Annotated in this window: 22 protein-coding genes and 1 other RNA gene; 9 read left to right on the forward strand and 14 right to left on the reverse strand. The window is 74.8% G+C overall.

Going from position 1 to position 24,868, the window contains the following annotated elements:
* Positions 1-50: 50 nt before the first annotated feature.
* Positions 51-1,031, forward strand: coding sequence for a tyrosine-type recombinase/integrase (locus GOBS_RS16905; RefSeq protein WP_049788350.1), 981 nt, complete (start codon positions 51-53; stop codon positions 1,029-1,031).
* Positions 1,032-1,077: 46 nt separating this feature from the next.
* On the opposite strand, the gene rnpB is transcribed toward GOBS_RS16905, so the two are convergent.
* The 3 genes from rnpB to GOBS_RS16915 form a co-directional block, all read right to left on the reverse strand.
* An RNA gene (rnpB, locus tag GOBS_RS25860) (RNase P RNA component class A) lies at positions 1,078-1,491 on the reverse strand.
* 280 nt (positions 1,492-1,771) lie between these two features.
* On the reverse strand, positions 1,772-5,845 hold the full coding sequence (locus GOBS_RS16910; protein ID WP_012949478.1) for an nSTAND1 domain-containing NTPase: 4,074 nt from the start codon (positions 5,843-5,845) through the stop codon (positions 1,772-1,774).
* Between the two features lie 195 nt (positions 5,846-6,040).
* A complete protein-coding gene (locus tag GOBS_RS16915; RefSeq protein WP_012949479.1) occupies positions 6,041-6,763 on the reverse strand; it encodes a PIG-L deacetylase family protein in 723 nt (240 codons plus the stop codon).
* A 56-nt stretch (positions 6,764-6,819) separates the two neighbouring features.
* Here GOBS_RS16915 and GOBS_RS16920 point away from each other — a divergent pair, with 56 nt between their 5' ends.
* Positions 6,820-7,293 (forward strand): nucleoside deaminase, encoded by a 474-nt coding sequence (locus GOBS_RS16920; protein WP_012949480.1) that lies wholly within the window; start codon positions 6,820-6,822, stop codon positions 7,291-7,293.
* Between the two features lie 26 nt (positions 7,294-7,319).
* Here GOBS_RS16920 and GOBS_RS16925 read toward each other — a convergent pair whose 3' ends face one another.
* The 3 genes from GOBS_RS16925 to GOBS_RS16935 are packed head-to-tail and all read right to left on the reverse strand — an operon-like array spanning position 7,320 to position 9,445.
* Complete coding sequence (locus tag GOBS_RS16925) at positions 7,320-8,330, reverse strand: methyltransferase domain-containing protein (protein WP_012949481.1); 1,011 nt, start codon at positions 8,328-8,330, stop codon at positions 7,320-7,322.
* A 54-nt stretch (positions 8,331-8,384) separates the two neighbouring features.
* Positions 8,385-9,089 (reverse strand): alpha/beta fold hydrolase, encoded by a 705-nt coding sequence (locus tag GOBS_RS16930; RefSeq protein WP_012949482.1) that lies wholly within the window; start codon positions 9,087-9,089, stop codon positions 8,385-8,387.
* A complete protein-coding gene (locus GOBS_RS16935; protein ID WP_012949483.1) occupies positions 9,086-9,445 on the reverse strand; it encodes a DoxX family protein in 360 nt (119 codons plus the stop codon). Before GOBS_RS16935 ends, GOBS_RS16930 begins: the two co-directional genes overlap by 4 nt.
* A gap of 24 nt (positions 9,446-9,469) precedes the next feature.
* Here GOBS_RS16935 and GOBS_RS16940 point away from each other — a divergent pair, with 24 nt between their 5' ends.
* Complete coding sequence (locus tag GOBS_RS16940; RefSeq protein WP_012949484.1) at positions 9,470-10,225, forward strand: sulfite exporter TauE/SafE family protein; 756 nt, start codon at positions 9,470-9,472, stop codon at positions 10,223-10,225.
* A 107-nt stretch (positions 10,226-10,332) separates the two neighbouring features.
* Positions 10,333-10,551 carry a hypothetical protein gene (locus GOBS_RS16945; RefSeq protein WP_012949485.1) on the forward strand — a complete coding sequence of 73 codons (219 nt, stop codon included), beginning with the start codon at positions 10,333-10,335 and terminating at the stop codon, positions 10,549-10,551.
* Between the two features lie 94 nt (positions 10,552-10,645).
* Here GOBS_RS16945 and nadA read toward each other — a convergent pair whose 3' ends face one another.
* The 6 genes from nadA to GOBS_RS16975 all read right to left on the reverse strand — a co-directional run bounded on the left by nadA (position 10,646) and on the right by GOBS_RS16975 (position 15,683).
* Entirely contained in the window at positions 10,646-11,677 is a 1,032-nt protein-coding gene (gene nadA / locus GOBS_RS16950) for a quinolinate synthase NadA (protein ID WP_208104309.1), read from the reverse strand.
* 353 nt (positions 11,678-12,030) lie between these two features.
* A complete protein-coding gene (locus GOBS_RS16955; RefSeq protein WP_012949487.1) occupies positions 12,031-13,122 on the reverse strand; it encodes a bifunctional RNase H/acid phosphatase in 1,092 nt (363 codons plus the stop codon).
* Complete coding sequence (locus tag GOBS_RS16960; RefSeq protein ID WP_012949488.1) at positions 13,119-13,859, reverse strand: zinc ribbon domain-containing protein; 741 nt, start codon at positions 13,857-13,859, stop codon at positions 13,119-13,121. The genes GOBS_RS16955 and GOBS_RS16960 overlap by 4 nt, the downstream gene beginning before the upstream one ends.
* A gap of 9 nt (positions 13,860-13,868) precedes the next feature.
* The gene (locus GOBS_RS28255) at positions 13,869-14,081 is read right to left on the reverse strand and encodes a hypothetical protein (RefSeq protein ID WP_012949489.1); all 213 of its coding nucleotides are present in this window, start codon (positions 14,079-14,081) and stop codon (positions 13,869-13,871) included.
* Between the two features lie 103 nt (positions 14,082-14,184).
* On the reverse strand, positions 14,185-15,006 hold the full coding sequence (locus GOBS_RS16970; RefSeq protein WP_012949490.1) for a Nif3-like dinuclear metal center hexameric protein: 822 nt from the start codon (positions 15,004-15,006) through the stop codon (positions 14,185-14,187).
* A 188-nt stretch (positions 15,007-15,194) separates the two neighbouring features.
* Positions 15,195-15,683, reverse strand: coding sequence for a GNAT family N-acetyltransferase (locus tag GOBS_RS16975; RefSeq protein ID WP_012949491.1), 489 nt, complete (start codon positions 15,681-15,683; stop codon positions 15,195-15,197).
* Between the two features lie 36 nt (positions 15,684-15,719).
* Here GOBS_RS16975 and GOBS_RS16980 point away from each other — a divergent pair, with 36 nt between their 5' ends.
* The 4 genes from GOBS_RS16980 (at position 15,720) to GOBS_RS16995 (ending at position 21,213) form a co-directional block, all read left to right on the forward strand.
* Complete coding sequence (locus tag GOBS_RS16980; protein WP_012949492.1) at positions 15,720-17,702, forward strand: FUSC family protein; 1,983 nt, start codon at positions 15,720-15,722, stop codon at positions 17,700-17,702.
* 29 nt (positions 17,703-17,731) lie between these two features.
* Positions 17,732-18,646 (forward strand): alpha/beta fold hydrolase, encoded by a 915-nt coding sequence (locus GOBS_RS16985; protein ID WP_012949493.1) that lies wholly within the window; start codon positions 17,732-17,734, stop codon positions 18,644-18,646.
* A 139-nt stretch (positions 18,647-18,785) separates the two neighbouring features.
* Positions 18,786-20,177 carry a WS/DGAT/MGAT family O-acyltransferase gene (locus tag GOBS_RS16990; protein WP_041242411.1) on the forward strand — a complete coding sequence of 464 codons (1,392 nt, stop codon included), beginning with the start codon at positions 18,786-18,788 and terminating at the stop codon, positions 20,175-20,177.
* Positions 20,178-20,214: 37 nt separating this feature from the next.
* Positions 20,215-21,213, forward strand: a complete 999-nt coding sequence (locus GOBS_RS16995) for an NAD-dependent epimerase/dehydratase family protein (protein WP_012949495.1) — start codon at positions 20,215-20,217, stop codon at positions 21,211-21,213.
* Between the two features lie 18 nt (positions 21,214-21,231).
* Here the strand turns inward: GOBS_RS16995 and GOBS_RS17000 are convergent, their stop codons facing one another.
* Positions 21,232-22,146 carry an alpha/beta fold hydrolase gene (locus tag GOBS_RS17000; protein ID WP_012949496.1) on the reverse strand — a complete coding sequence of 305 codons (915 nt, stop codon included), beginning with the start codon at positions 22,144-22,146 and terminating at the stop codon, positions 21,232-21,234.
* 183 nt (positions 22,147-22,329) lie between these two features.
* Between GOBS_RS17000 and GOBS_RS17005 the strand changes: the two genes are divergently transcribed.
* Positions 22,330-23,124, forward strand: a complete 795-nt coding sequence (locus GOBS_RS17005; protein WP_012949497.1) for an esterase/lipase family protein — start codon at positions 22,330-22,332, stop codon at positions 23,122-23,124.
* 351 nt (positions 23,125-23,475) lie between these two features.
* Here the strand turns inward: GOBS_RS17005 and GOBS_RS17010 are convergent.
* A protein-coding gene (locus tag GOBS_RS17010) for an IS5-like element ISGeob7 family transposase (protein ID WP_012948683.1) occupies positions 23,476-24,281 on the reverse strand; the annotation gives its coding sequence in 2 pieces (ribosomal slippage) (positions 23,476-23,942 and positions 23,942-24,281; 807 coding nt in all).
* Positions 24,282-24,868: the final 587 nt, after the last annotated feature.

Genomic DNA, 24,868 nt, shown 5'->3' on the forward strand with positions numbered 1-24,868 from the left:
GGGCTGGCCTACTACCGGGCCACCGTTACGCCACCGCCATCGAGTACTCCATGCTCACCGGTGCCTACGTCGACCCCAAGGCCGGCAAGGTCACCTTCCAGGACTACGCCGAGGAGTGGCGAGCTGGGCAGGTACACCGACCGACTACGGCGGCGCACCACGAGACGATGCTGCGCAGGCACGTGTACCCGCACCTCGGCCATCGGCCGCTGGCCGACGTCCGGCCGAGCGAGGTTCAAGCCTGGGTGAGGCGGCTGTCGGAGACGCTGGCCCCCTCCACGGTGGGCGTCGTGCACCGGATCGTGGCCGGCATCTTCAAGGCCGCCGTCCGGGACCGGCGGGTGGCCACCAGCCCGTGCGAGGGGACGAAGCTGCCGAAGCGGCAGCCGAAGCGCGTGGAGCCGCTGTCCACCGAGGCGGTGGCCGCCCTCATCGCCGCCGCCCCCGACCGGTACCGCACCCTGTTCGTCCTGGCGGCGGGCACCGGGATGCGGCAGGGCGAGGTCTTCGGGCTGACCGTCGACCGAATCAACTTCCTCCGTCGGCAGGTCACCGTGGACCGGCAGTTGGTGCTCGTCCCAGGCAGGGAGCCCTTCCTGGCCCCGCCGAAGACGGCGGCGTCCCACAGGACCATCCCGCTCCCCCAGGTGGTCGTCGACGCGCTGGCGGCCCACCTGGCAGCCTTCCCGGCCGGGCCGGACGGCTTCGTCTTCACCACCGAGGCGGGCAAGCCCATCCGGCGGACAGCGTTCTCTGCGCAGGTGTGGCAGCCGGCCGCGCGGGCAGCCGGGCTGCCGTCGGCGGAGACCTTCCACGGTCTCCGGCACCACTACGCGTCTCTGCTCATACGGCACGGCGAGTCGGTGAAGACCGTCCAGGCCCGACTGGGCCACGCCTCGGCCTCGGAGACGCTGGACACCTACTCGCACCTGTGGCCGGACTCCGAGGAGCGCACCCGGGAGGCCGTGGACGAGGCCTGGCGTGGCGCTGTTGTGCCCCCGGCGTGCCCCCAGGACCAGGAGGCCCAGTGACCCAGCGGAGTCTCCGCAGGTCAGGGCCCTGTTAAGGCGGAGGCGACGGACGAGTCGGCCTGTACGCCGGGTTCTGTCCACGGGTGCCTCGCGGCATCCCGATGGGCGGTCATCCATCTAGGCCTGCCGTTGCCGGCAGGCTCCAGCGGTCCACCCGCAGGCATCGGGCGGGCAGCCCTCGAACGCCTGCGCAGGACGGCGTCCTGGAGGACCAGTCCGCCGTCCCTCTCGACCTTGCTCCGGGTGGGGTTTACCGAGCCGCGCCGGTCACCCGGTGCGCTGGTGGTCTCTTACACCACCGTTTCACCCTCACCGGCGGCGTACCGCCGGCGGTCTGTTCTCTGTGGCACTGTCCCGCGGGTCGCCCCGGGTCGCCGTTAGCGACCACCCTGCCCTGTGGAGCCCGGACGTTCCTCGGCGACGAGGTCTCCCCCGCCGACGCGACCGCCCGGCCGACTCGTCCGTCGTGCCTCCCACCCTAGTGCGGACCTGTCGTGACGGGGTCCATGGCCTCGTCAAGGCATCGGCGTGCCGCCAGGACGATGCGGCCGTGATCCGCGGTCTCCCTCGCAGCCGTGTTCTCACGGTTGCCCTCCGTCGGCCCACAGCTTCACCTGCTCGAGATCGGCCTCGTGGGCTCGGTGCTGCCGCTCATCGCCCGCCGCCCGCACCAGCTGCTTGGCGTCGTCCACGGTGAGCCGGACCCTCTCCCCCGACCACCAGCTCTGCCTGAGCGCGCATCAGCTCGAGTAGCGAGCGACGGGAGCGTCCCGAGGGGCACCTTCTCCCGCGGGCAGGTCGGGACACGTCCGCTCGTAGGCCATCCCGGGAGCCAGTTGCTCCCACTCGGTCATGGAGAGGTTCCGGCTCACCATCGTGCAGCCGGCCTCGACCCAGGACGTGAACTCGGTGTCCCACAAGCGCACCAGGCCGTCACGGCTGCCGGTCGCCACCCACCGGCCTCCCGGGCTGAACTCCACTCCTCGTATCTCGTTCTCGTGTCCCGTCAGCGACGGGCCATGGGGTTGCCCGGTCGCCACGTCCCACAGCCGCAGCGTCCGATCGTCCGCCACGCTGGCCAGCAGCCGACCGTCCGGGCTGAAGGCCACGCTCAGCACGGTGTTGGTGTGCCCCCTCAGCGGCTCCCCGTGGGGCTGCCCGGACGCGACGTCCCACAGGCGGACGGTGTTGTCGGTGCTGCCCGAGGCCATCAGGCGACCGTCGGGGCTGAACGCCACGTCCTGCACGTAACCGGTGTGGCCGGCCAGCGGCTCACCGCGGGGCTCTCCCGTCGCCACGTCCCACAGCCGCACCGTCTGGTCCCCACTGGCACTGGCCAGCAGGTCCCCGTCCGGGCTGAACGCCACCCCACTCACCCAGTCGGTGTGCCCGGTCAACAGCTCACCGCGGGGGCCACCCGTCGCCACGTCCCACAGCCGCACCGTCCGGTCCTGGCCCGCGCTGGCCAGCAGCTCTGCATCCGGGCTGAACGCCACCTTGAGCACCCAGTCGGTGTGCCCGGTCAACGGCTCACCGCGGGGCTCACCGGTCGCCACGTCCCACAGCCGCACCGCCTGGTCGTCACCTCCACTGGCCAGCAGGTCCCCGTCCGGGCTGAACGCCACCCCGTTCACCCAATCGTTGTGACCGACCAGCGGCTGACCGGTCGGCTGACCGGTCGCAACGTCCCACAGCTGCACCGTCTGGTCGGCACTGGCGCTGGCCAGCAGGTTCCCGTCCGGGCTGAACACCACCTCGTTCACCACGTCGGTGTGGCCGGCGAGCGCCTGACTGACGGAGGACGTCTCAGTCACGTCCCAGATCCGCGCCGTCTGGTCGAGGCTCACGCTGGCGACCCGGGACCCGTCCGGGCTGAACGCCACGCCGTCCGCCCACATGGTGTGGCCGACCAGCGGCTGCGAATAGGGCTGCCCCGACGCGGTGTCCCACAGCTGCACCGTCCCGTTCTGGGTTGCGCTGACCACCAACCCGCCGTCAGGGCTGAACGCCACCGCCCAGACCGGGCCCGAGTAGCCACCGAGCGGCTGCCCCAGGGGCTGCCCGGTGACCGCGTCCCACAGCTGCACGAACCGGTCGGCACTGGCGGTCGCCAGCAGTGTCCCGTCGGGGCTGAAGGCCACCCCGCGGACCTCGTCCTCGTGCCCCGTCAGTGGCTCCCCGAGAGCCTGTCCGGTCGCCACGTCCCACAGCCGCAGCGTCCGGTCGACGCCGACGGTCGCCAGCTGGGCGCCGTCCGGGCTGAAGGTCACGTCGCGGACCTCGTCCGTGTGGCCGGTCAGTGGCGAGCCCCACGGTAGACCGGTCGCCACGTCCCACAGCCGCACCGTGTGGTCGGCACCCGCCGTCGCCAGCAGGCTCCCGTCGGGACTGAACGCGACCGCCCACAACCCCGCGGCGTGGCCGGTGAGCGGCTGGCCGTGCGGTTGCCGGGTCGCCACGTCCCAGAGCCGCAGTGTCTGGTCACCCCCGGCGGTGGCCATCAGAGCCCCGTCCGGGCTGAACACCACGTCCCTGACGGCGGCCGTGTGCCCGGTCAGCGGATCGCCGGCCGGCCGGCCAGAGTCGGCCTCCCACAGCCGCACGGTCCGATCCCCGCTGCTGGTGGCCAGCAGCCGACCGTCCGGGCTGAACGCCACCCCCCACACCGGGCCGGTGTGACCGCTGAGGAGCTGAGACGTGTGCGTCATCCGGGCCAGGCCGGTGATCAGCCCGTCCGGCGGGATGGGGTCCGGCTGCTCGCCGCCGGCCAGGCTCATGCTCTGCAGGCCGGCGAGGATCGCCGTGTCGGGCTTGCCCTGGACGAGATCGCCGGACTCGGCCGCGATCTGGCGGGACATGGCCAAGCGCGCCTGCCCCTGCGCCTCGCGGTTCTGGTGCAGGGCCAGTCCCCCTGCGGCGACGGCTGCCAGCAGCAGGACCGCCAGAGCGGCGGCCAGTACGCGCAGCCGCCGGTTCGAGCGCCGGGCCGTCTCCAGCTCGCGCGCGGCCAGCGCCCGGCTGGCCTGCAGGTACTGGCTCTCGACCGGTCCCAGCTCGCCGACGTGCTCGTCGGCCCACTCACCGATGGCCGCGAGCCGCCCGCCGCGCAGCAGGTAGGACTCGTCGCGGTTGCCGTGCTTCCAGTCCGCGGCGTGTCTCTCCAGTTCGGACCGGAGCTCTAGGCTCAACCGGTCGGCCTCGACGGCGTCCCGCAGCGGGTGCCACTGCCGCAGAAGCGCCTCGTGCGCGACCTCCACCACGGCATCTCTCGTGGCTCGGTCACCAGGTGGACTGGAGGCCGCATCGTGACTCACCAGCAGCCGGGCGTCGACGAAGGCGTCGACCACCGCGCGCTCGTCGGCGGCCAGCGCACTGCAGGACACGCGGCGCCGGGTCGTTTCCCCCTCGGGGCTGACGGTGACCAGCTTGAGCAGGGTGGGGACGACGGAAACGCCGAGCCCACGGCGCGAGAGCTCGTCGTGGACGCGGTCGGCATGGCGCCGGAGGGCACCGACCACTCCGCCCACGGCGTCGTACTCGGCCAGGCTCATCCGGCCGTCGAGCCCGGACCGCTCCGCCAGTTCTCGCAAGGTGTAGGCCAGCAGCGGCAGGGCGTCCCCGCCGGCGGTGTCCTCGACCATCCGCTCGACCAGCCCCGCCTGCAGGTCCAACCCCGCTCTCTGGGCCGGCCGGGCGATCACCTCGGCGAGTCGGCCACGACCGAGCGGCTCCACCACGAGGGGATCGTCGATCACCTCGGCGAGCCCGGCCCGCTCCGGGGCGGTGGCGAGGAACTCGGAGCGGACAGAGGCGACCACCCACAGGGGCGTGTCCTCACCGAGCGCACCGTCCAGCAGCCTGAGGAACGACTGCTGCTCTCGCGTTCCGCAGACGGTGACCAGTTCCTCGGCCTGGTCGATCACCACCAGCGAGGCCGGCTGACCGGTTCCCTTCCCGGCCAGGTCGGCCAGCTCCCGGGCGAGGAGGACCAACCCCTCCGGCCCACGGCTGAGGACGCCCTCGACATCGGCGGTGGATCGGGGGTGGCCGCGCTCGGTGAAGGCCTCGGCCAGGCAGGCGGCCAGGTGGTGGGTGGGGCGGCTCCCCGGTCGTAGCGGCGGCACGAGGATCCACTGCGTCGGCGACCGGGCGAGCCGGGGCAGCAGCCCGGCGCGCAGGAGCGAGGACTTACCGCTCCCGGACGGGCCGACGACAGCCACGAACCGGCCTGCACCGTGCTGCAGGGTCGGGTGCAGCAGCTCGAGCAACCGCTCGGTCTCCCGTTCCCGGGCGAAGAAGACCGCGGCGTCCTCCGGGTCGAAGGGCGCCAACCCCGGGTAGGGCGACCGGTTCGGGTCCCAGGAGAACGCATCCGCCGGGTCGAGACCTGCCGCCCGCAGGCCCGCCAGGAGCCTGAGCAGTGCAGGCGGCCGGTCGGTTCCGTCCCCGTCGTGCCCGTCAGAGGCGAGATCGGCATCGGTCAGGTCGATCCACTGCACGTCCGCCAGGAGTGGGAGTCGCACCCCGGGCTCGAGACCCAGGGGGAAGACGGGATGCCCCAACGACCGCGCCAGACTGAGCTCTGCGAAGCACCAACGGGACGCCGTCGCGGCGTGACTTGCAAGGAAGACCACGGCCTCGGTACGACGCAACTGGGCGTACAGCTCGCGTTCCCAGTTCCGCCCCGCCGGTATGCCGTCTTCTGGGTCGAAGTCCACGAAGACCGTGGTGAAACCGGCTCTCTGCAGCCAGCTGCCCACTCGCTCCGTCGAGACCCGGTCCTGGTTGCTGTGACTGATGAACAGAGCAGGCATCGGTCCCCCTCTGTGCGGGGAGAGGAAGGCCAGCGCAGACCGTTGTCCGGGACGTGTCAAGGACTCCGGTCACCACGGCACGGGGACCCCGCTCGGGACCCGGCCGTGTCTGCACACCCGTACGCGGTCGGACGCAGCGAGCGGCTGACCGCCCAGCCGACTCGTCCGTCGTGCCGGCCAGTCTCGTGACCGGCCTCAGCCCCAGTAGAGGCGGAAGCCCACGCGGCGCTCGTCGGCCTCGGTCAGCGTCGCCATGTCGATCTGTCGACGTGCCTGCTCCTCGACCGGCTCGTCGGAGAGCGCCTCGAGGTAGCGGCGGTGCTCGGTCAGCGAGGCGACCGCCTTCTCCACCCCCGCGCTGACGTCCATCACGTGCGGCGGGTCGGGGTCGATGGTGTGCACCGCGACGTACTGGACGCCGGACCACCGCTCCTCGGTCAGCTCCGGGAAGATCCACTCGTTGGCGGCGTCGGCCACCGCGTCGAGCACGCCCTGGGTGAGCGCCCGGTGGTCGGCGGAGTTCAGGTAGCCCGGGGTGACGCCGGGCGGGGTCCACGTGGGGCCGCCGTACATGGTCAGCACCAGCTCCGGCCGGTGCCGGCGGATCGCGGCGGCCAGGTCGCGGCGCAGCGCCACCCCGGCCTCCAGCACGCCGTCCCGGTGGTCGAGGAACTCCACCTCCGACACCCCGACGACGGCCGCCGAGCGGCGCTCCTCGTCCTCGCGCAGCGGGCCGGCCTCGGCCGGCGACATGCCCGCGATGCCGGCCTCGCCTCGGGTGGCCAGCAGGTAGTGCACCTCCTTGCCGGCCGCCGTCCAGACGGCGACGGCCGCCGCGGCGCCGTACTCGATGTCGTCGGGGTGCGCGGCCACGACCAGGGCGCGCTGCCAGTCGTCGGGCATGGGGAGCGGGGGCATGCCGGGCAGTGTGCTCCGGCAGGACGGCGGACGGCGAGGTCGTCAGGATGGACCGCATGGTCGACGACGCGGACCTCACCCACCTGCGCCGCTGCGTGGCGCTCGCCCGCGCCGCGCTCGAGGCCGGCGACGAGCCCTTCGGGTCGGTGCTGGTCGACGCGGAGGGCCGGGTCCGCTTCGAGGACTCCAACCACGTAGCCGGTGGCGACGCCACCCGGCACCCCGAGTTCGCCATCGCCCGCTGGGCCGCCCAGCACATGACCCCGGAGGAGCGGGCCGCCGCGACCGTCTACACCTCCGGCGAGCACTGCCCCATGTGCGCCGCCGCGCACGGCTGGGTCGGGTTGGGCCGGATCGTCTACGCCAGCTCCTCGACCCAGCTCGCGTCCTGGCTGGCCGAGCTCGGCGTCCCGCCCGCGCCGGTGAGGGCCCTCCCCGTCACCGAGATCGCCCCGGGCGTACCGGTCGAGGGCCCCGTGCCCGGCCTCGACGAGGAGGTCCGCGAGCTGCACCGGCGGCTGCACGGGTAGCAGCGCGCCGTCGAGGGCCCAGCCGGTCAGCGCCGCGCCAGCACGGTGACCAGCGGCTGCCCCGGTACGAGCCGCCGGGCCGGTTCCGGCCGCAGCCCCGCGTCGGCGAGCTGCCGGCGCAGCGGCTCGACCTCGGGCAGCTCCATGCCCTGCCCCTGGGCGCGCAGCAGCAGGTCGAAGTGCCGGCTGAACGGGTCCGGCGTGGCGGCGGTCGTCGTGACGAGCAGCGCGCCGCCCCCGGACAGCAGCCCCGCCAGGGCCCGGAACAGCGGGACCCGTGCGGCGAGCGGCAGGTAGTAGACGACGTTCGCGAGGAGCGCGAGGTCGTAGGGGCCGCCGGCCTCGCCGCCGGCCGCCAGGGCCAGGACGTCGCCGCGCAGCACGCGCGCCCGCCCGGTCAGCCCGCGCTGCGCGAGCAGCCGCTCGGCGATGTCGGCCACGGCCTCGTCGACCTCGATCCCGGTGCCCTCCGCCGCCGGGCGTGCGGCCAGCACCGCGGCCAGGTTCTGCCCCGCTCCGCACCCGACGTCCAGGATCCGCGTGGGCCGCACCTCGCGCACCGCGGCCACCAGCGCCTCGTGAAGGACCGGCTCCATCGCGCGGGTGAGCTGGGCGATCGTCTCCCCGTGCTCCGCGATGTCGCGGCGGGCCGGCCCGCCGTGCAACTGGGAGGGGAGCTCCCGATAGAGCCCGGTGTGGTAGCCGGCGAACCCCTCGTACGCCGCGCGCACCACCTCGTCGTGCAGCAGCCGTCGTCCGCGCCGGGACAGGGACCACCCGCCCGCCGAGGAGCGGACGAATCCGTGGCCCTGCAGCACCCGCAGCCACGGCTCGAGCAGGCCATCGTCGTCGAAACCGAGCCGCGCGCGCACCGACGCGGTGTCGGCCGACCCGTCCCGCAGGCACTCGAGCACACCGGTGGACAGGCCTGCCGCGCCCACCGCGACCCGGACGGCGGCCAGACCGTCACGGGCGACGCGCAGCCACGGCAGCCCACCGCCGCGGAGGAGCTTCGCGACGGCGACGAGGCGGCTCATGCTCCCTCGTCCCTCGTGTCGATCCCGAGTGGCCCTGGCGTCGAGCGACGCACCCTAGCGCCCGGCGACCTCCAGCAGGACGGCGGCCAGCTCGTCGGGCGCGCTGACCATCGGGTCGTGGCCGGTGGCCAGCTCGACCACCTCCCACCCCGGCTGGCTGCCCACCAGCCGGCGGGACGGCTCGATGGTGGGCAGCGCCGGAGCGGTGCAGTCGACGAAGGTCCGCGGCCGGGCGGCCCACCGGTCGGCGTCGAAGTGCAGCGGCTCGTCGTAGACCCCACCCGGCTGCGGGGTCTGCCGCCGCTCGACCCACGCCGCGTCGTCCCCGGTGAGCCCGTAGGCCGACACCGGCGGCGGCGGGAGGTGCCCGCGCTCGGCGATGACCGCCCGCCGGGCGGCCCGCACCTCCGGCGGGTTGCCGTCGGCCCAGCTCTGCCCCGGCGTCGGGACGACGGCGTCGACGTACACCAGCCGGCCGACCTCATCGCCCAGCCGGTCGGCCACACCGGTGACCACGAGGCCGCCGTAGCTGTGCCCGACGAGCACGGCGCCGCGGCACTCCTCGGCCCGCACCGCCATCACGACGTCCTCGACGTGCGTGGTGAGGGTGACCTCCGGCGAGAGTTGGTGCGCCCGCTCCCCCACCCCGGTCAGCGGCACGGGGACGACCACGTGCCCGGCCCGCCACAGCGCCGGCAGCACCCGCCGCCAGCACCAGGCCCCGTGCCAGGCGCCCGCCACGAGGACGACGGTGGTCATCGGCCCCGCGCCACGCGCAGCGCGATGCGGATGAGCGGCACCTGCAGCGGCAACCGGACGGCGGCGACCGTCATCGGCAGCGCCCGCCGCGGCACCACCCGGAAGGTGTGCAGGTGCGCGGGCACGAACGCGGCCAGCAGCGCCGCCGCGGCCCAGCCCCCGGCCCGCCGCGTCGCCGGCACCGCCATCAGCCCGGCGGTCGCGGTCTCGGCGACCCCGCTGGCGTGCACCCAGGCGCGGGCGTCGCCCAGCTCCGGCGGCACCAGCCACTCGTACGTCCGCGGCCGGACCAGGTGCAGCACCCCCGACCCGCCGAGCGCCGCCGCCAGGACCGTCGCCGTCCGCGTGAGCTCCACCCGGTCACCGTAGGCTCGCCGGTCGTGTCCGCCCTCGACCTGGCCATCGCGGCAGGCGTCGCCCTCGTCGCCGGCGTCGTCAACTCCGTCGCCGGTGGCGGATCGCTGATCCTCTTCCCCACCCTGGTGGCGCTGGGGCTGGGCACGGTGGCCGCCAACGTGACCAACTCGATCGCCCAGTGGCCGGGCTACCTCGGCGGCGTCCTCGGCTTCCGCGCCGAGTACGCCGGCCAGCGCGGCCGGCTGCTCCGCTTCGGCGTCGTCGCGCTGCTCGGTGGCGTCGCCGGCAGCGTCCTGCTGCTCACCACGCCGTCCGCGGCCTTCGACGTCGTCGTCCCCGTGCTCGTGCTGCTGGCCAGCCTGCTGCTGGCCGTGCAGCCGCTGCTCACCCGGCGGCTGAAGCAGGCCGAGGACGGCGGTCCGCGGCGCGACCCGGTGTGGCTCTACGTGGCGCTGTTCCTGGCGACCGTCTACGGCGGCTACTTCGGCGGCGCGCTCGGCGTCATCCTGGTCGGCGTCCTCGGGGTGGGCCTGCACCGGCTCAAGCTGGCCAACGCGCTGAAGTCGGCGCTCTCGGCGGTCACCGCCACCGTCACGCTCGTCGTCTTCGGCCTGTTCGGCCCGGTCGACTGGCAGGTCGTCGCCGTCGCCGCCCCGGCCAGCCTGCTCGGCGGCTTCCTCGGCGCCCGGATCGCCACCCGCATCCCGACCACGCCGCTGCGGGTCTTCATCGTGGGGTTCGGCGTCGCAGTGTCGATCTACCTGTTCACCCGCATCTGACCGCCCGCGCTGTGGGCCGCGTTACACGTGTGACGGAGGGGTCCACCCGCTCCCGGACACGCCCGGCGCCTCCCCGCCGAGCGCGGGGGCCTGCCTAGCGTCGGGGCATGCGCGAGAACCGACTCTCCCCGGTCCGGAACGCCGTCGAGTGCCCCGAGGCCCGCGTCCAGCGGCTGCACCTCATCGCCGCCGCCCGGGTGGCGGCCGTGCGCCCGACGACCCCGCAGCAGGTCTCCGACATCGTCCGCGTCACGGTCGACGACGAGGTCGACACCCGGACCTTCCGGGCCATCGTCACCGACATCTCCGCCGACGTCCTGCGCTGACCGCCGGCCCCGGCCTGGTGAGGTGCTGGAACGGCCCCCTCCAGGGCACCGCCCCGAGCTCGCGAGGGGTGGGGAGGAGGGGGTCCTTCTCCTTCTACTCGCCCCCGCGGCCGGGCTCGCCGATGGCGATCATCGCCTCCACGGCCCGGCGGGCCCGGGCGGCGGTCTCCGCGTCGACGTCCACCGCGCCCCCGCCGGTGCGCAGGGTCTGCAGCAGCTTCGCCGGCGTGATCATCTTCATGTAGCGGCAGGCGGCGCGGTCGTTCATCGGGATGAACTGCGTCCCGGCGTTGAGCGCCCGCAGCTGGTGCAGGATGCCGACCTCGGTGGCCACCAGCACCTGGGGCGCCCGGGTGGTCGCGGCCTGCTCGACCATGCCGCCGGTGGAGAGGACCCGGGTGCGCTCGGCCGGCAGGTCGCCGTGGCTGACCAGGTCCAGCACCGAGGTGGTGCACCCGCACTCCGGGTGCACCAGGATCTCGGCGTCCGGGTGGGCGGCCACCTGCGCGCGGACGTCGGACGGGCTGATGCCGGCGTGCACGTGGCACTCTCCCGCCCACACGTGGATGTCGTCCCGCCCGGTCACCCGCTTGACGTGCGCGCCGAGGAACTGGTCGGGGCAGAAGAGGATCTCGCGGTCGGCCGGGATCGACCGGACGACGTCGGCCGCGTTGGACGACGTGCAGCAGATGTCGGTCTCGGCCTTCACAGCCGCGGTGGTGTTCACGTAGCTGACGACGACGGCGCCGGGGTGCTCGGCCTTCCACTCGCGCAGCTGCTCGGCGGTGATCGAGTCGGCCAGCGAGCAGCCGGCGTCGTGGTCGGGCAGCAGCACGGTCTTGTCCGGCGAGAGGATCTTCGCCGTCTCGGCCATGAAGTGGACGCCGCAGAAGACGATCTCGCGGGCGTCGGTCTGCGCCGCGACCCGGGACAGGTACAGCGAGTCGCCGGTGACGTGGGCGACGTCCTGGATCTCGGGGACCTGGTAGTTGTGCGCCAGGATCACCGCGCCGCGCTCCTCGGCCAGCCGGCGGACCTCCGCGGCCCACGTCTCGTACTCGGCCGGGGAGAGGGTGCGCTCGTCGCCGGAGACGGCGGAGGTGGCGGGCGCGATGGTGGCGGTCACGGAGCTCCTCGGCTGGGTGGGGTGCGGCCACATGTTCCCCCGCGCCGGACGACGACTGTGGCGCGGGGCACCCCGGTCAACGCGGGCCGGGCCGCACCCCTTCCCGCACCGCCGTGCCCGTGCCGGCCCACGACGCGCCGGGTGCACCTCGAGCAGCCAGGTCCATGCGTGCTCCCGGCCGCGCCAGGGGGGCAGGTCCGCGGCCAGTACGCCGACCGGGAGCGCGCGGTCGACGGCGACCAGCACCAGCGCCGCGCGCGGACCTGGGGCCAGGGCCGCGGCCAGCCCCGTCCCCGTGCCGTCGCCCAGCCAGCCCGGTCCGCGGAGGTCGTCGTCCGTGGCCGGGCGGACGGTCACCGCAGGTGGCCGGTGTCGTTGACCAGGCGGACGGCGGCGCGCCCGTCGGAGCGCCAGGCGACGGTGCAGAACGACGCCGCCTCGAGGAACACCCGGTGGACGACGTCGTCGGCGACGTCGAGGCCGGCGGCGAGCAGCAGCTTGATGGGCGTGACGTGGGAGACGACGAGCACCGTCTTCCCGGCGTGCCCGCGGAGGATGCGGGCCCGGGCGCGGGCCACGCGGTCGCTGACGTCGGCGACCGACTCGCCGCCCGGCGCGGCCACGGTGATGTCCTCGGCGAACCGCCGCTCGGCCAGCGGGTGCCGCTGCTTCGCCTCCTCGGCGGTGAGGCCCTCGAGGTCGCCGAAGTCCAGCTCGACCAGGTCGTCGTCGTACTGCACCGGCAGCCCGAGCACCGCGCCGACCACCTCGGCGGTCTCCCGGGTGCGGCGCAGCGGCGAGGCCACGATGACGTCGACGTCCAGCTCCGCGGCCCGTTTCGCCGCCGCCTCGGCCTCGGCGCGCCCGGTGGCCGACAGCGGCAGGTCGTTGCGGCCGCTGTAGCGGCGTTCCGGGGTGTGCTCGGTGCGGCCGTGCCGCAGCAGGTGCGTGACGGTGGTGACGGCGGGCGCGCGGGGGGCCACCGGCTGGACGTCGTCCTCGACGGTGCTGGGCTCGGCGGCGAGGTCGCGGTGGACCGGCCGGCCGTCCATCGCGCTGTTGGCGAGCGCGTCGGCGGCGCCGTTCTGCGCCCGCGGCACCCAGGTGTAGCGGACGCTGCCCAGCTGCCGGGCGATCTGCCGGGCCTGCAGCGCCAGCTTCTGCATGTCGGGGTGCTTGACCTTCCAGCGGCCCGACATCTGCTCGACGACGAGCTTGGAGTCCATCCGCACCTCGACGTCGGCGGTCGGGTCGAGGTCCAGCGCCGCCTGCAGCCCGGCGACCAGGCCGCCGTACTCGGCGACGTTGTTGGTGGCCCGCCCGACGGACTCGGCCCGCTCCGCCAGCACCTTCCCGGTGGTCGCGTCCCGGACGAGAGCGCCGTAGCCGGCCGGCCCGGGATTGCCCCGCGAGCCGCCGTCGGCCTCCACGACGAACCGCTTCACAGCCCGCTCTCCGCCGTGCGCACCAGGATCCGGCCGCAGTTGTCGCACCGCACGACCTCGTGCGGGTCGGCGTTGCGGACGGCGGCCAGCTCGCGGCCGAACAGCTCGAGGCGGCAGCCCTGGCACTGGCGGGACCTCAGCACGGCGGCGCCCGTGCCACCGGTCTGGGTGCGGATCCGCTCGTAGAGGGCCAGCAGGTCGGCCGGGATGCGGGCGGCGGCCTCGGTGCGGGCGGCCTCGTGCCGCGCCGTCCCGTCGGCGATGTCGGCCAGGGCGTCGTCGCGCAGCTGCTCGGCGCGCGCGAGGTCGGCCTGCGCCGTCTCGTGGCCCTGCTGCGCCTCGGCGAGCGTGGCCTCGGCGGTCTCGAGCTGCTCCATGAGCTCGAGCTCCTGGTCCTCCAGGTCCGACTTCCGCCGCGCCAGCGACTGCATCTCGTGCTGCAGGTCGGTCATTTGCTTGGCCGAGACGCTGCCGGAGTCCAGCAGCCCCTGGTCGCGGGTGACCCGCGCGCGCACCGTCTCGACGTCGCCCTCGAGCCGCTTGACCTCCCGCTGCAGGTCGCGGACCTCGGTCTCGGCGCGCACCACGGCGGCGGCCAGCTCCCGCTCCGACTCGGCGGCGGAATCCACCGCGGCGTTCTCGCGGAGGGTGCGCCGGCGGTGGGCCAGCTGGCCCAGGGCGACGTCCTCGGCGGCGAGGTCCAGCAGTTTCTGCTGATCGAAGTGGTCGGCCTTCACCCGCTCAACCTACCCGCGCGCCGTGGGCGCCCCCGTCGCTCCCGGCGGGGCCGACTCCAGCGGGTCGGGCAGCCCGCGGAAGGTGGGGTCGTCCCGCTGAGCGGTGTAGTCGCTAGCCGCCGTCCCGTCGACGCCGCCGTCCACCCTCGCCGCTCGCAGCGCGGCGGTGACCAGGACGGTCACCGCCAGGTTGACCAGCAGCGCGACGAAGCCCGCGTACACCGTGACGGCGGTGTCGAGGCCGAGGTCGGAGAGCGCGAACGCCGACCCGCCGAAGTGCTCGCGGCCGGCCCCAGGGCGTCGTCCGGCCGCGGGCGCGGCCGGGTCAGCGGTCGGCCCCGGCGTGCGACGTCCACGGGTCCGTGCGCCGCTGGGACACGGCGACCTCCACCCGGCCGGACAGGTCACGGGCGAGGACGTCGGCCGCGACGGGCAGCCAGGGCCACTCGGAGGCGAAGTGTGCCACGTCACACACCGCCGGACCCCGCAGCTCCTGCGCCTCGGACACCGGGTGGTGTCGCAGGTCGCTGGTGAGGAGGACGTCGGCGCCTGCCGCGGCGGCGGCCGGGAGCAGGGAGCCGCCGCTGCCGCCGCAGACGGCGACCGTCTCGATGCGCCGTTCCGGGTCCCCGGCCGCGCGGACGCCGCCCACGGTCTCCGGCAGGGCTGCGGCGACGAGCTCGGCGAACCGCTGGAGGGACGCCGCCTCGGGGAGCCGGCCGACGCGGCCCAGCCCGGCGCGGGGGTCGGTGGCGGCCGGCTGGAGCGGGACGGTGCCGGTGAGCCCGAGGGCGGCGGCGAGGGCGTCGTTCACGCCGGAGCCGGGCGCGCGGTCGGCGTTGGTGTGCGCGACGAAGAGGCCGGCGCCGGCGCGGATCAGCCGGTGCACCAGGCGGCCCTTGGGGTCGTCGGCCGGGACGCCGTGGACGGCGGTGAGGAACAGCGGGTGGTGGGTGACGAGCAGCTGCGCGCCGGTCCCCACCACCTCGTCGACGACGGCGGTCACCGGGTCGACGGCGAAGAGCACCCGGTCCACCGGCTCGTCGGGATCGCCGCAGACGAGCCCCACGGCGTCCCAGTCCTCGGCCAGCGCCGGGTCGTAGCGCGCCTCGAGCGCGGCGACGACCTCCCCCAGTGTGACGGTCACGTGCGCCGACCCTAGGTGTCGTGACGAGCCCGGCGGGCGCGACCACCCGCCCTCCGACGGTTGATCATGGGGTTGTTGCAGGCGACATGCGAAGACACGCCGCACCACGCGACAGCAACCCCATGATCAACACCGAGTGAGGGAGCGCCTCGCCGTCCCCGGGCGACGGACGGTCAACGGGGGGCGGGCTAGACCGGCCGCGCCATGGCGACGCGGCGGCCGCGCCGGGTCAGGCCCAGCTCCTCCTCGTGCGCGGCGAGCGCCTGCAGCTCGGGCCCGAGGTCGTCGGTCACCTGCCACCCGTGCCGGGCGTACCAGGGCGCGTTCCACGGCACGTCGGCGTAGGTGAGCAGCGTGACCCGCCGCGCGCCGACCACCCAGGCCGCGGACACCGCGGCCCCGAGCAGCGCCGCGCCGATGCCCTGTCGCATCGACGCCGGGTGCACCGAGAGCTGCTCCAGGTGCACGTCGCCGTCCACCCGGTCCAGGACGGCGAACCCGACCACCGGCCGGCCGACGACCAGCACCCGCCACGCTCGGGCGCGCAGGGGGGCCGGAGCCGCGGCCGGCAGGTCCAGCACGCCCCGCGCCCGGAACAGCTCGTCGGCGGCGTCCTCGACCGCGGGGAGCTCCAGCAGGTCCGCGGCCGAGGCGACCCGGACGACGACACCTGCCACGCGCGGAGCATCCCAGCCCGACCCCCTGCGGTGGGGATGGAAAGCTCGGGGACCGTGGCGGAGCGGGCGTTGCGTGCACCGGCCTGGCTCGAGGAGCTGGTGCGCACGACGCCTCCCCCGGTGCCCTGGCGGGACGTCGTCCGCTTCGCCGTGACCGTGCCCGCGCCGCTGGCCGTGGCGGTCGCCGTCGAGGGGGGCATCGAGCCCGGCCCGGTGCTCGGTGCCGGCGTCTTCGCCACGACCGGCGCGCTGGCCGGCAGCCTCGCCCCGCAGGGCGGACCGCTGCGCGACCGGCTGCGCCGCACGGCCGCGGCGACCGTCTTCGGCGGCATCGGGCTGGTCGTCGGCCAGTTCGCGGCCGGCGGCGGCTGGCTGCCGGTGGTGGTCGTCGCGCTCGCGGCGGCGCTCGCGGCGTTCGTGAGCGCGGTCAACTCCGCGCTCTCCCTCGGCGCCCTGCAGCTGCTGGTCTACACCGCGCTGGCCTCCGGGCTGGTCACCCCGCTCTCCCCCGCGGCCGAGGTCGGCTGCTTCGTCGTCGGCGCGGCGTGGGCCACGCTCACCACGCTGGTCCAGTACGCCACCGAGCGCAACGACCCCGACCGGACGGCGGTCTCCACCGTCTTCACCCGCATCGCCGAGCTGCTCGCCGCGGCCGGGACCCCGCAGGCGGAGGAGGCCCGGCGGGAGCTGACCACCGCCCTCAACGACGCCTACGACCGGGTCATCCGCTCCCGCAGCCGCACCGCCGGGCGCACCCGCGAGCTCTCCGAGCTGGCCGGCGTGCTGAACGCGGCCGCGCCGCTGGTCGAGGGGACGGTCGCCGCCGCCCGCGCCGGGGTGCCCGCCGACCCGCAGGACGTCGGCGCCGTCCACGCGCTGGCCGCCGCGGTCGCCGGCACCCGGGACCTGCCCGAGGAGCGCCCGGAGCACCTGGAACGGGGGGCACCCACCCGGCGGGCGGTCCGCCACGGGGTGCGGCTGGCCTGGAACGTCGTCGGCGACCCCGAGGAGCGGGCCGGCGCCGCGGTGCCCCAGCCCAGGCCGGACCCGCGCTCCCGGCTGCGCGACCTCGGCGACCGCACGCTGGGCAGCGCCGACACCCGCGCCTTCGCCGTCCGCCTGGCGCTGTGCATGACGATCGCCGAGATCGCCCGCCAGTACCTGCCCATCGAGCGGCCCTACTGGGTGCTGCTCACCGTCGCGATCGTGCTCAAGCCGGACTTCGGGTCGGTGTTCACCCGCGCGATCCAGCGCGGTGCCGGCACGCTGGTCGGCGTCCTCCTCGGCTCGCTGCTGCTCCTGGCGCTGCCGCGGAACGCCTGGGTGCTGGTGGCCATGTCCGTCGCCGCGGCGCTGCTGCCGTGGGGCCGGGCGGCCAACTTCGGCCTGTTCTCGGTCTTCCAGACGCCGGTGATCATCCTGCTGCTCGACCTCGCCCTCCCCGGTGGCCCCGGGCTGGTCGGCGCGCGGCTGCTCGACACCCTCATCGGCTGCGCGATCGTGCTGGTGTTCGGCTACCTGCTGTGGCCGCAGACCTGGCGGGCGCCGCTCGACGAGGCGCTGCGCGACGCCGCCCACGCCCTCGACGAGTTCGTCGAGGCGGCCTTCACCGGCAGCCCCAGCGAGCGGCGCCGCGCGCGGCGGCGCAGCTACCGGGCCCTCACCGAGCTGCACACGCAGCTGCAGCGCCGGCTGGCCGAGCCGCCACCGGTCAGCACCCGCGCCGCCGCGTTCTGGCCGGTCATCGTGCAGTTGGAACGGACGTCGGACGCCGTCACCGAGGCCGTGATCGCCACCCGCCACGGCGAGCCCGCGCCCGACCTCGCCCAGGTGGCCGTCCTGCGCCGGGCGATCCGTGAACTCGAGGACGACATCCGCGCGCACCGGCCACCCGACGACGCCGAGATCCACGCCGAGGGCGTGCTCGCGCCGGTCGCCCGCGAGGTGGACGCCGCTCGCCGGCTGGTCCGCGACGCCGCTCCCGGCCGCCGTCCCGGTACCGCCGTCGCCGACGAGTAGACCCCCCGCGCCCGGGTGAGGATGGCCGCGTGAGCGCACACGAGCTGACCGTCCGCACCGACGACGGCGTCGACCTGCACGTCGAGGTGGACGGGATCGAGAACGCCTCGCTGACCGTCGTCCTCAGCCACGGGTTCACCGCCCGCCTGGGTGAGTGGGACCTGCAGCGGGAGGCGCTGCGGAACCGCGCCCGGCTGGTGCTGTGGGACCAGCGCGGGCACGGCCGCTCCGGCTGGACGCCGCTGACCCGGGCGAGCATCGACCGCACCGGCCGGGACCTCGGCCAGGTGCTCGACGCCGTCGCCCCCCGGGGCCCGGTGGTGCTGGCCGGCCACTCGATGGGCGGGATGAGCGTCATGGCGCTGGCCCGCCGGCGCCCCGAGCTGTTCGGCACCCGCGTCGTCGGCGCCTTCCTGCTGGCCACCTCCGCCGGCGGGCTGGCCACCACCGGCGTCGTCGGCCTCACGGTGCGCCTGCTGCGTGCGCTCGGCCTGCTGCCGGTCTACCTCTGGCTGCTGCAGCTGTGGGCGCCGCTGCTGGAGCGCTTACGCCGCCGCGGCACCCGGACCGGGCGCTGGTACACCCGCCGCTACCTGTTCGGCAGGGACGACGCCGACCCGGAGCAGGTCCGGATGGTGCAGGACCTGCTGGAGGAGACGCCGCTGCCGGTCACGATGGCCTTCTACGCTTCCTTCGTCGAGCACGACGAGTCCGCGGCCCTGCCGGTGCTGGCCCGCGTGCCGGTCACCGTCGTCGCCGCCAGCCACGACCGGCTGACCCCGCTCCCCCACGGACGCCGGCTGGCCGAGGACATCGGCCCGGCGGCCGAGCTCGTCGTCGTCGACGGCGCCGGCCACAGCGTCAACCTGACCCGCCCCGCGATCGTCGACGCGGCGTTCCTGCGGCTGCTGGACCGGGCGGAGGCCGTCGGGCGAGCGGCCTGACTCCGGTGGACGGAACCGCGGCCACGTGGTCGGGTAGGAGCCACCCGGAGGGGGGCCACGGCGTTCCGCACGTCCCCGGGGAGCTGCGACGATGGCCCGCCGCCAGCCGGCGGGGTGGAGGGAGCCGACCGTGGACCGGATGAGTCCGACCGATGCCGGGTTCTACTACGCGGAGAGCGAGAACACGCCGCTCCACGTGGGCTCCGTGGCGGTGTTCGAGGGACCGGCGCCCTCCTACGGCGACGTCGTGCGGCTGCTGCTCGGCAAGCTCCCGCTGGTCCCCCGCTACCGGCAGCGGGTCCGGCGGGTCCCGCTGGACCTGGGCCGGCCGCTGTGGGTCGACGACCCGCACTTCCAGATCCTGTACCACGTCCGGCACACCGCGGTCCCGAGCCCGGGCGGTGAGGAGCAGCTGCGCAACCTGGCCGGCCGGGTCCTCGGACAGCGCCTGGACCTCGCCAAGCCGCTGTGGGAGCTGTGGCTGGTCGAGGGCCTGGAGGACGGCCGCTGGGCGCTGATCTCCAAGGTCCACCACTGCATGGTCGACGGCATCGCCGGCACCGACCTGATGCAGCTCGTGTTCGACCTCACGCCCGACGCCACGCACGGCGAGCCGCAGGACTGGACCCCGCAGCGCAACCCGTCGTCCCTCGAGGTGGTCGCCGGCGCGGTGCAGGACGCCGTCGCCCACCCGCTGCGCGAGCTGACCCGGCTGCCCGGGGCGGGCGGGGTGCGCGGCGCCGCGCGGGCCGGACGGTCGCTGTTCGCCGGCGTGCCGTCCGTGACCCGCAAGCTGGCCACGCCGACCGCCCGCTCCCTCAACGGGCCGATCGGCCCGCACCGGCGGTGGGCCTGGTCCGACGCGGAGTTCGACGAGCTGAAGCGCGTCCGGACGGCGTTCGGCGGCACGGTCAACGACGTCGTCCTCGCCGCCATCACAGGTGGCTTCCGGGAGCTGCTGGAGCGGCGCGGGTCGCTGCGCGAGGGTCTCGTCGTGCGCTCGCTGGTGCCGATCTCGGTGCGCCGGCCGGGCCAGCGGGGGCAGCTGGGCAACCAGATCTCGCCGGCCTTCGTCGACCTGCCCGTCGGCGAGCCGGACCCGGTGGCCCGGCTGGCGTCGGTACGCCGGCAGATGGACCGGCACAAGGAGGTCATGCAGGCCGTCGACGCCCGCTCCATCATCGGGATGGGCGACTTCGTGGCGCCGACGATGCTGTCCCTGGGCGTGCGCGCCGCGATGTCGGCCGGGCAGATGTGGTGCCAGGCGGTCACCACCAACGTGCCCGGGCCACGGGTGCCGCTGTACGTGCTGGGCCGGCGGATGTGCTCCGCGCACGCCTACGTGCCGATCGCCGGTGGCATCCGGGTGTCCATCGGGATCTTCTCCTACCTCCGGACGATGACCTTCGGCATCAACGCCGACTTCGACGCCTTCCCTGACGTCGACGTCCTCTCCGGGGGCATCCGGCGCGGCATCGACGAGCTGGTCGCCGCTGCCGGGGACGCCGCCCCCTCCCCCGCGGCCGGCTGACCGGTTGGCCGCCGCGCCGGTCGGGTAGCCGGTCGGCGTGGCAGCCCCCGAGTCCGACCTCACCGTCGCCGTCACCGGTCCCACGGGGACCTTCGGCGCCGGCCTCGTCCCGCTCCTGCAGGCCGACGGCCGCGTGCGGCGCATCGTCGGCATCGCCCGCCGGCCGTTCGACCCGGCCGAGCGGGGCTGGACGAAGATGGAGTACCGGCGCGGGGACGTCCGCGACCCGTCCGCGCTGCAGGAGGCGTTCGCCGGCGCCGACGTCGTCGTCCACCTGGCCTTCCTCATCACCGGCAACGCCTCCCGCGAGACCACCCGGGCGATCAACGTCGACGGCACGCTCAACGTCTTCCGCGCCGCCGCGGCCGCCGGCGCCCGGCGCTTCGTCTACGCCTCGTCGGTCGCCGCCTACGGCTGGCACCCGGACAACCCCGAGCGCATCGCCGAGGACTGGCCGGTGCGCCCCGCCGCCCGGCTGTTCTACGCGCAGGAGAAGGCCGAGCTCGAGCAGCTGCTCGACGCCGAGTCGGCCACCACGCCCGGTCTCGCGCTGTACCTGCTGCGCCCGCCGATCGTCCTGGGGCCGAACGCCGTCGGCGCCAAGGACGTCCTGCCCGGCCCGCTGGCGCCGATCGGCCGCCGGCTGTTCGGCCGCCCGCGGCGGCTCCCGGTGAGCGTCCCGGTGGTGACGCCGGAGTTCCGGCTGCAGTTCGTGCACCAGGAGGACGTCGGCCGGGCGCTGCAGTTGTGCGTCGTCGCCGCCGGCCCGCCCGGCGCCTACAACATCGCCGGGGACGGCGTGCTGACCGCGGCCGACGTCGCCCGGGAGTTCGGCGCGCTGCCGATCCCGGTGCCCGCCGCCCCGGCCCAGCTCGCCGCCCGCGCGGTGGCCCGGCTGCCGTTCCTGCCGCCGGCCGCCGAGTGGGTGGAGGCGGCCAGCCGTCCGGTGATCATGGACACCGCCAAGGCCAAGCAGCAGCTGGGCTGGCGGCCCCGCTACACCGGGTGGGAGGCGCTGCGGGACACCCTGCGGTGAGGAAGGGCCCGGGGAGGCCTACGGCGTCGGGACCACCGACGGCAGCCAGGCCAGCACGTGCTCGGCCAGCAGCCCGGGGCACTGCAGCTGCGGCACGTGCCCGACGCCGGACAGCTCGACGTAGCCCCAGTCCGGGTGCCGGCGCGCGACGTCGCGCGCCACGGACACCGGCACCAGGCGGTCGCGGTCGCCGTGCACCAGCAGCACCGGCACCTGCACGCCCGCCATCGCCCGGCGCACCAGCCGCGGGTCGGCCAGCAGCAGGAGCAGCGAGCGCGCCGCGGTGAGGAACGCGCGGTCCATGCCCGCGACGTCCCGCCGCTCGTCGACCAGCGCGACGGAGCGGTCGATCAGCGACGACGGGACGTCGTCGGGGTCGACGCCGCACAGTTCCAGCATCTCCCGGACCGTGCCGCGCGCACCGAGCCTGCGGCGACGGCCGGCCAGGTAGCGCTGGCCCGCGCCGGGCAGCGCGTAGAGCCCGAACGCCGCCGCGACCCGGGGGTCCGGTCGCCCCCGCGGACCAGGCAGCGCCGCGTCGACCAGCACCAGCCCGCTCACCTTCGCCGGCGAGTGCTGCGCCTCGAGGACCGAGACCATCCCGCCCATCGAGTTGCCGACCAGCACCACCGGCCCGCCGGTCACCTCCCGCACGAAGCGGTCGAGCACCACCACGTTGTCCCGCACGTTCGCCGTCCGCTGCTCCGGCTCGCTGCGGCCGAAACCGGGCAGGTCGAGGGCGTGCACCCGGGCGTGCGGGGTCAGCAGCGGGGCGAACAGGTCCCAGTTGAGGTGCGAGCCGCCCAGGCCGTGCACCAGGACGACGATCGGCCCGTCCGCGCGGCCGCCGAAGTCGACGTGGTGCACCGGGCCGTCGATGTCCACGGTGCGGCTGTGCCCGGGGCTGCCCGCGGCGTCGGTCTGGGCGTCCATGTCCGTACCGTGCCACGGCCCTGTCCCCGCCTGCCCTCCAGGGCCCGGGTCGACGGGGTGTGTCACACGGCACAGCCACACTGCCGATGGGTGTATCAGGCACCGCTCCGGAGTGTCAGGAGCGGTAGCCCGTGGTACCTGGGTGCGGGCCGCCCACGGAGGCCGGCTGACGAGGAGGACGACGTGACGCGAGGCGACGGACCGGCGCTGCCGCTGTACCTGACCGAACCGGGCCGGGCGGTGGCCGACTTCGGGCTGTACCTGGCGGCACGACCGCTCCTGCCGCGACTGCCGCAGGGCGACGGGCACCCGGTGCTGGTGCTCCCGGGGTTCCTCACCGACGACACGTCGACGAGGGTGCTCCGCGCGACGCTGCGCCGGCTGGGCTACCGCGTCCACGGCTGGCGCCTGGGCCGCAACATCGGCCCCACGGGCGCCTGCGTGGCCGGGATGCGGGACCGGATCGACGACCTCAGCGACCGCTACGGCCGGCCGCTGTCCCTCGTCGGCTGGAGCCTGGGTGGCATCTTCGCCCGCGACCTGGCCCGACGGACGCCGGACTCGGTCCGGCAGGTGGTCACCCTGGGCAGCCCCATCCGGCTCAACCGGCACAGCCAGAGCCGGGCGTCGCGGGCCTTCGACCGGTACGCGCACCTGCACGTCGAGCACCGCTCGCTGCCGCTGGAGCCCGACGGCTCGCCGCTGCCGGTGCCCACCACGTCGATCTACTCGCACTACGACGGCATCGTGCACTGGCAGACCTGTCTGGAGACCCCCGGCGAGCGGTGCGAGAACATCGCCGTGATGGCCAGCCACCTGGGCCTGGGCCACCACCCGGCCGCCCTCTGGGCGATCGCCGACCGGCTCGCCCAGCCGGAGGGCACCTGGCGGCCGTTCAAGCCCCCGGTGTTCCTCCGCCCGGCCTTCCCGCGCCCCGACGTCCCCGCGCCGTTGGTCGAGGCAGCCACCGCGGCCTGAGCGACGATCAGCCGGCCGGAAAGCGGTCCACCACCTCCCCCGGAGAAGGCGCCGATCGCCGCCCACGGATGGCAGGCGCGGGCGTCCTGGACGGCGAGCTCACCTGCCGGGAAGGACAACGCCAGCGCATTCGGCGCCTCCGGCCCAACGAGGACGTCGTCCGCCCTGGCCACCACGAGCAGCGGACCGATCACCCGTGCTCGCCGCTCCGCCAAGTCGGCCAACGGTCGACGGAGACCGCGGCGGTCCAGCGTCCGGCGCACGTGCTCTTGTCCCGGCGGTCCGAGCCGTTTACGCCAGCGGTACCACCGCGTGGTCGTAGGCGCTGAAGGTGGCGCATTACAACTCGTTTCAGAACGACCGAAGCCGGCGGTAGCAGATCAAGGCGCAGGCCAGTTGCATCAGCCCGAGGTGGATGTCGGCGCGGCGTTCATACCGGGTGCGTAGCCGCTTGAACGCGTGCAGCCAGGCGAAGCTTCGTTCGACCACCCAGCGCTGCTTGCCCAGACCCGAGCCGTGGGCGACGCCGCGGCGGGCGATCCGCGGAGTGATGCCGCGAGCGCGCAGCCGGCGACGGTAGATGTCGTGGTCGTAGCCGCGGTCGGCGAACAGCTCGCGCGGTCGACGACGCGGCCGACCGCGCCGACCCCTAATCGGCGGCACCGCGTCGACCAGCGGGATGAGCTGGGTGACGTCGTTGCGGTTGCCGCCGGTCAGCGTGACGGCCAGCGGGATGCCGTCGGCGTCGCAGATCAGGTGGTGCTTGGAGCCGGGGCGTCCGCGGTCGACCGGTGAGGGGCCGACCTGGTCCCCCCTTTGAGTGCCCGGATGTGGGAGCCGTCGACCGCGCAGCGGTCCAGGTCCAACTCGCCGGCCGCGCGCAGCTCGGCGAGCAGCAGCTCGTGCAGCGCCGGCCACACGCCGGCTTCGGTCCAGTCGCGCAGCCGCCGCCAGCAGGTCACCCCGGAGCAGCCGACCAGCGACGTGGGCAGTTGGTTCCAGGTGATGCCGGTCTTGAGCACGAACATGATCCCGGCGAGTGCGGCGCGGTCATCGATCGGCCGTCGCCCCGGATAGCGGTGGCGGCGGGGCTTCGGTGGTGGCAGCAGCGAAGCGATCCGCTGCCACAGCCCGTCGGGGACAAGCTCCTCGATCACCCAGGCCAGCCTGCTCAGACTGGCCACGTCCTACGGCAGCCACGCCGAGGTCATAGTGAAACGACTTGTTAGTGGGGCGCGGCCCGACTCATTGCCGAGCGCGGACCGCGACAACGACTGGATCCGAGGCGCGGTCGCCCCAGCAGCGCTTCGACGCCCGTCGGCTGACCGGTCCGGCCACGTCCGTCGGCGAGGTCACCAGCACGAGCCAGTCCTATCGGTGCGGCACCGGGCCGCCCACGTAAGCGCCAGCTTGCGATCGCTCGAGTGCGCGACCATGGCAAGCCGCTGCCGAGGTGCGTGCACAGCGCGTCGACGTCCTGCTCCTGGCACCAATATCAGTACAAGCCATCCGCTGAGTGGTCAGGCGAGGCTGCTACCGATGTCGGGCGGCGGCACCACAGCCGCCGCCCGACGGCGAGCCGGCCGAGTCGCCGAGACAGTCGGCTACCAGGCCGAGCCGCTGGCGAAAGGCGTCGGCGGCGCGTCGGCAGGGCTGACGACGTCATGGTGAACGGCGTGCCGTACGTGGCGACGTGGATGAGCACGGACGCCAACGCGAGCGCCGTCCCCCGAGGGCGCCGCAT

The organism is Geodermatophilus obscurus DSM 43160 (genome assembly GCF_000025345.1).
Classification (GTDB): Bacteria; Actinomycetota; Actinomycetes; order Mycobacteriales; family Geodermatophilaceae; genus Geodermatophilus; species Geodermatophilus obscurus.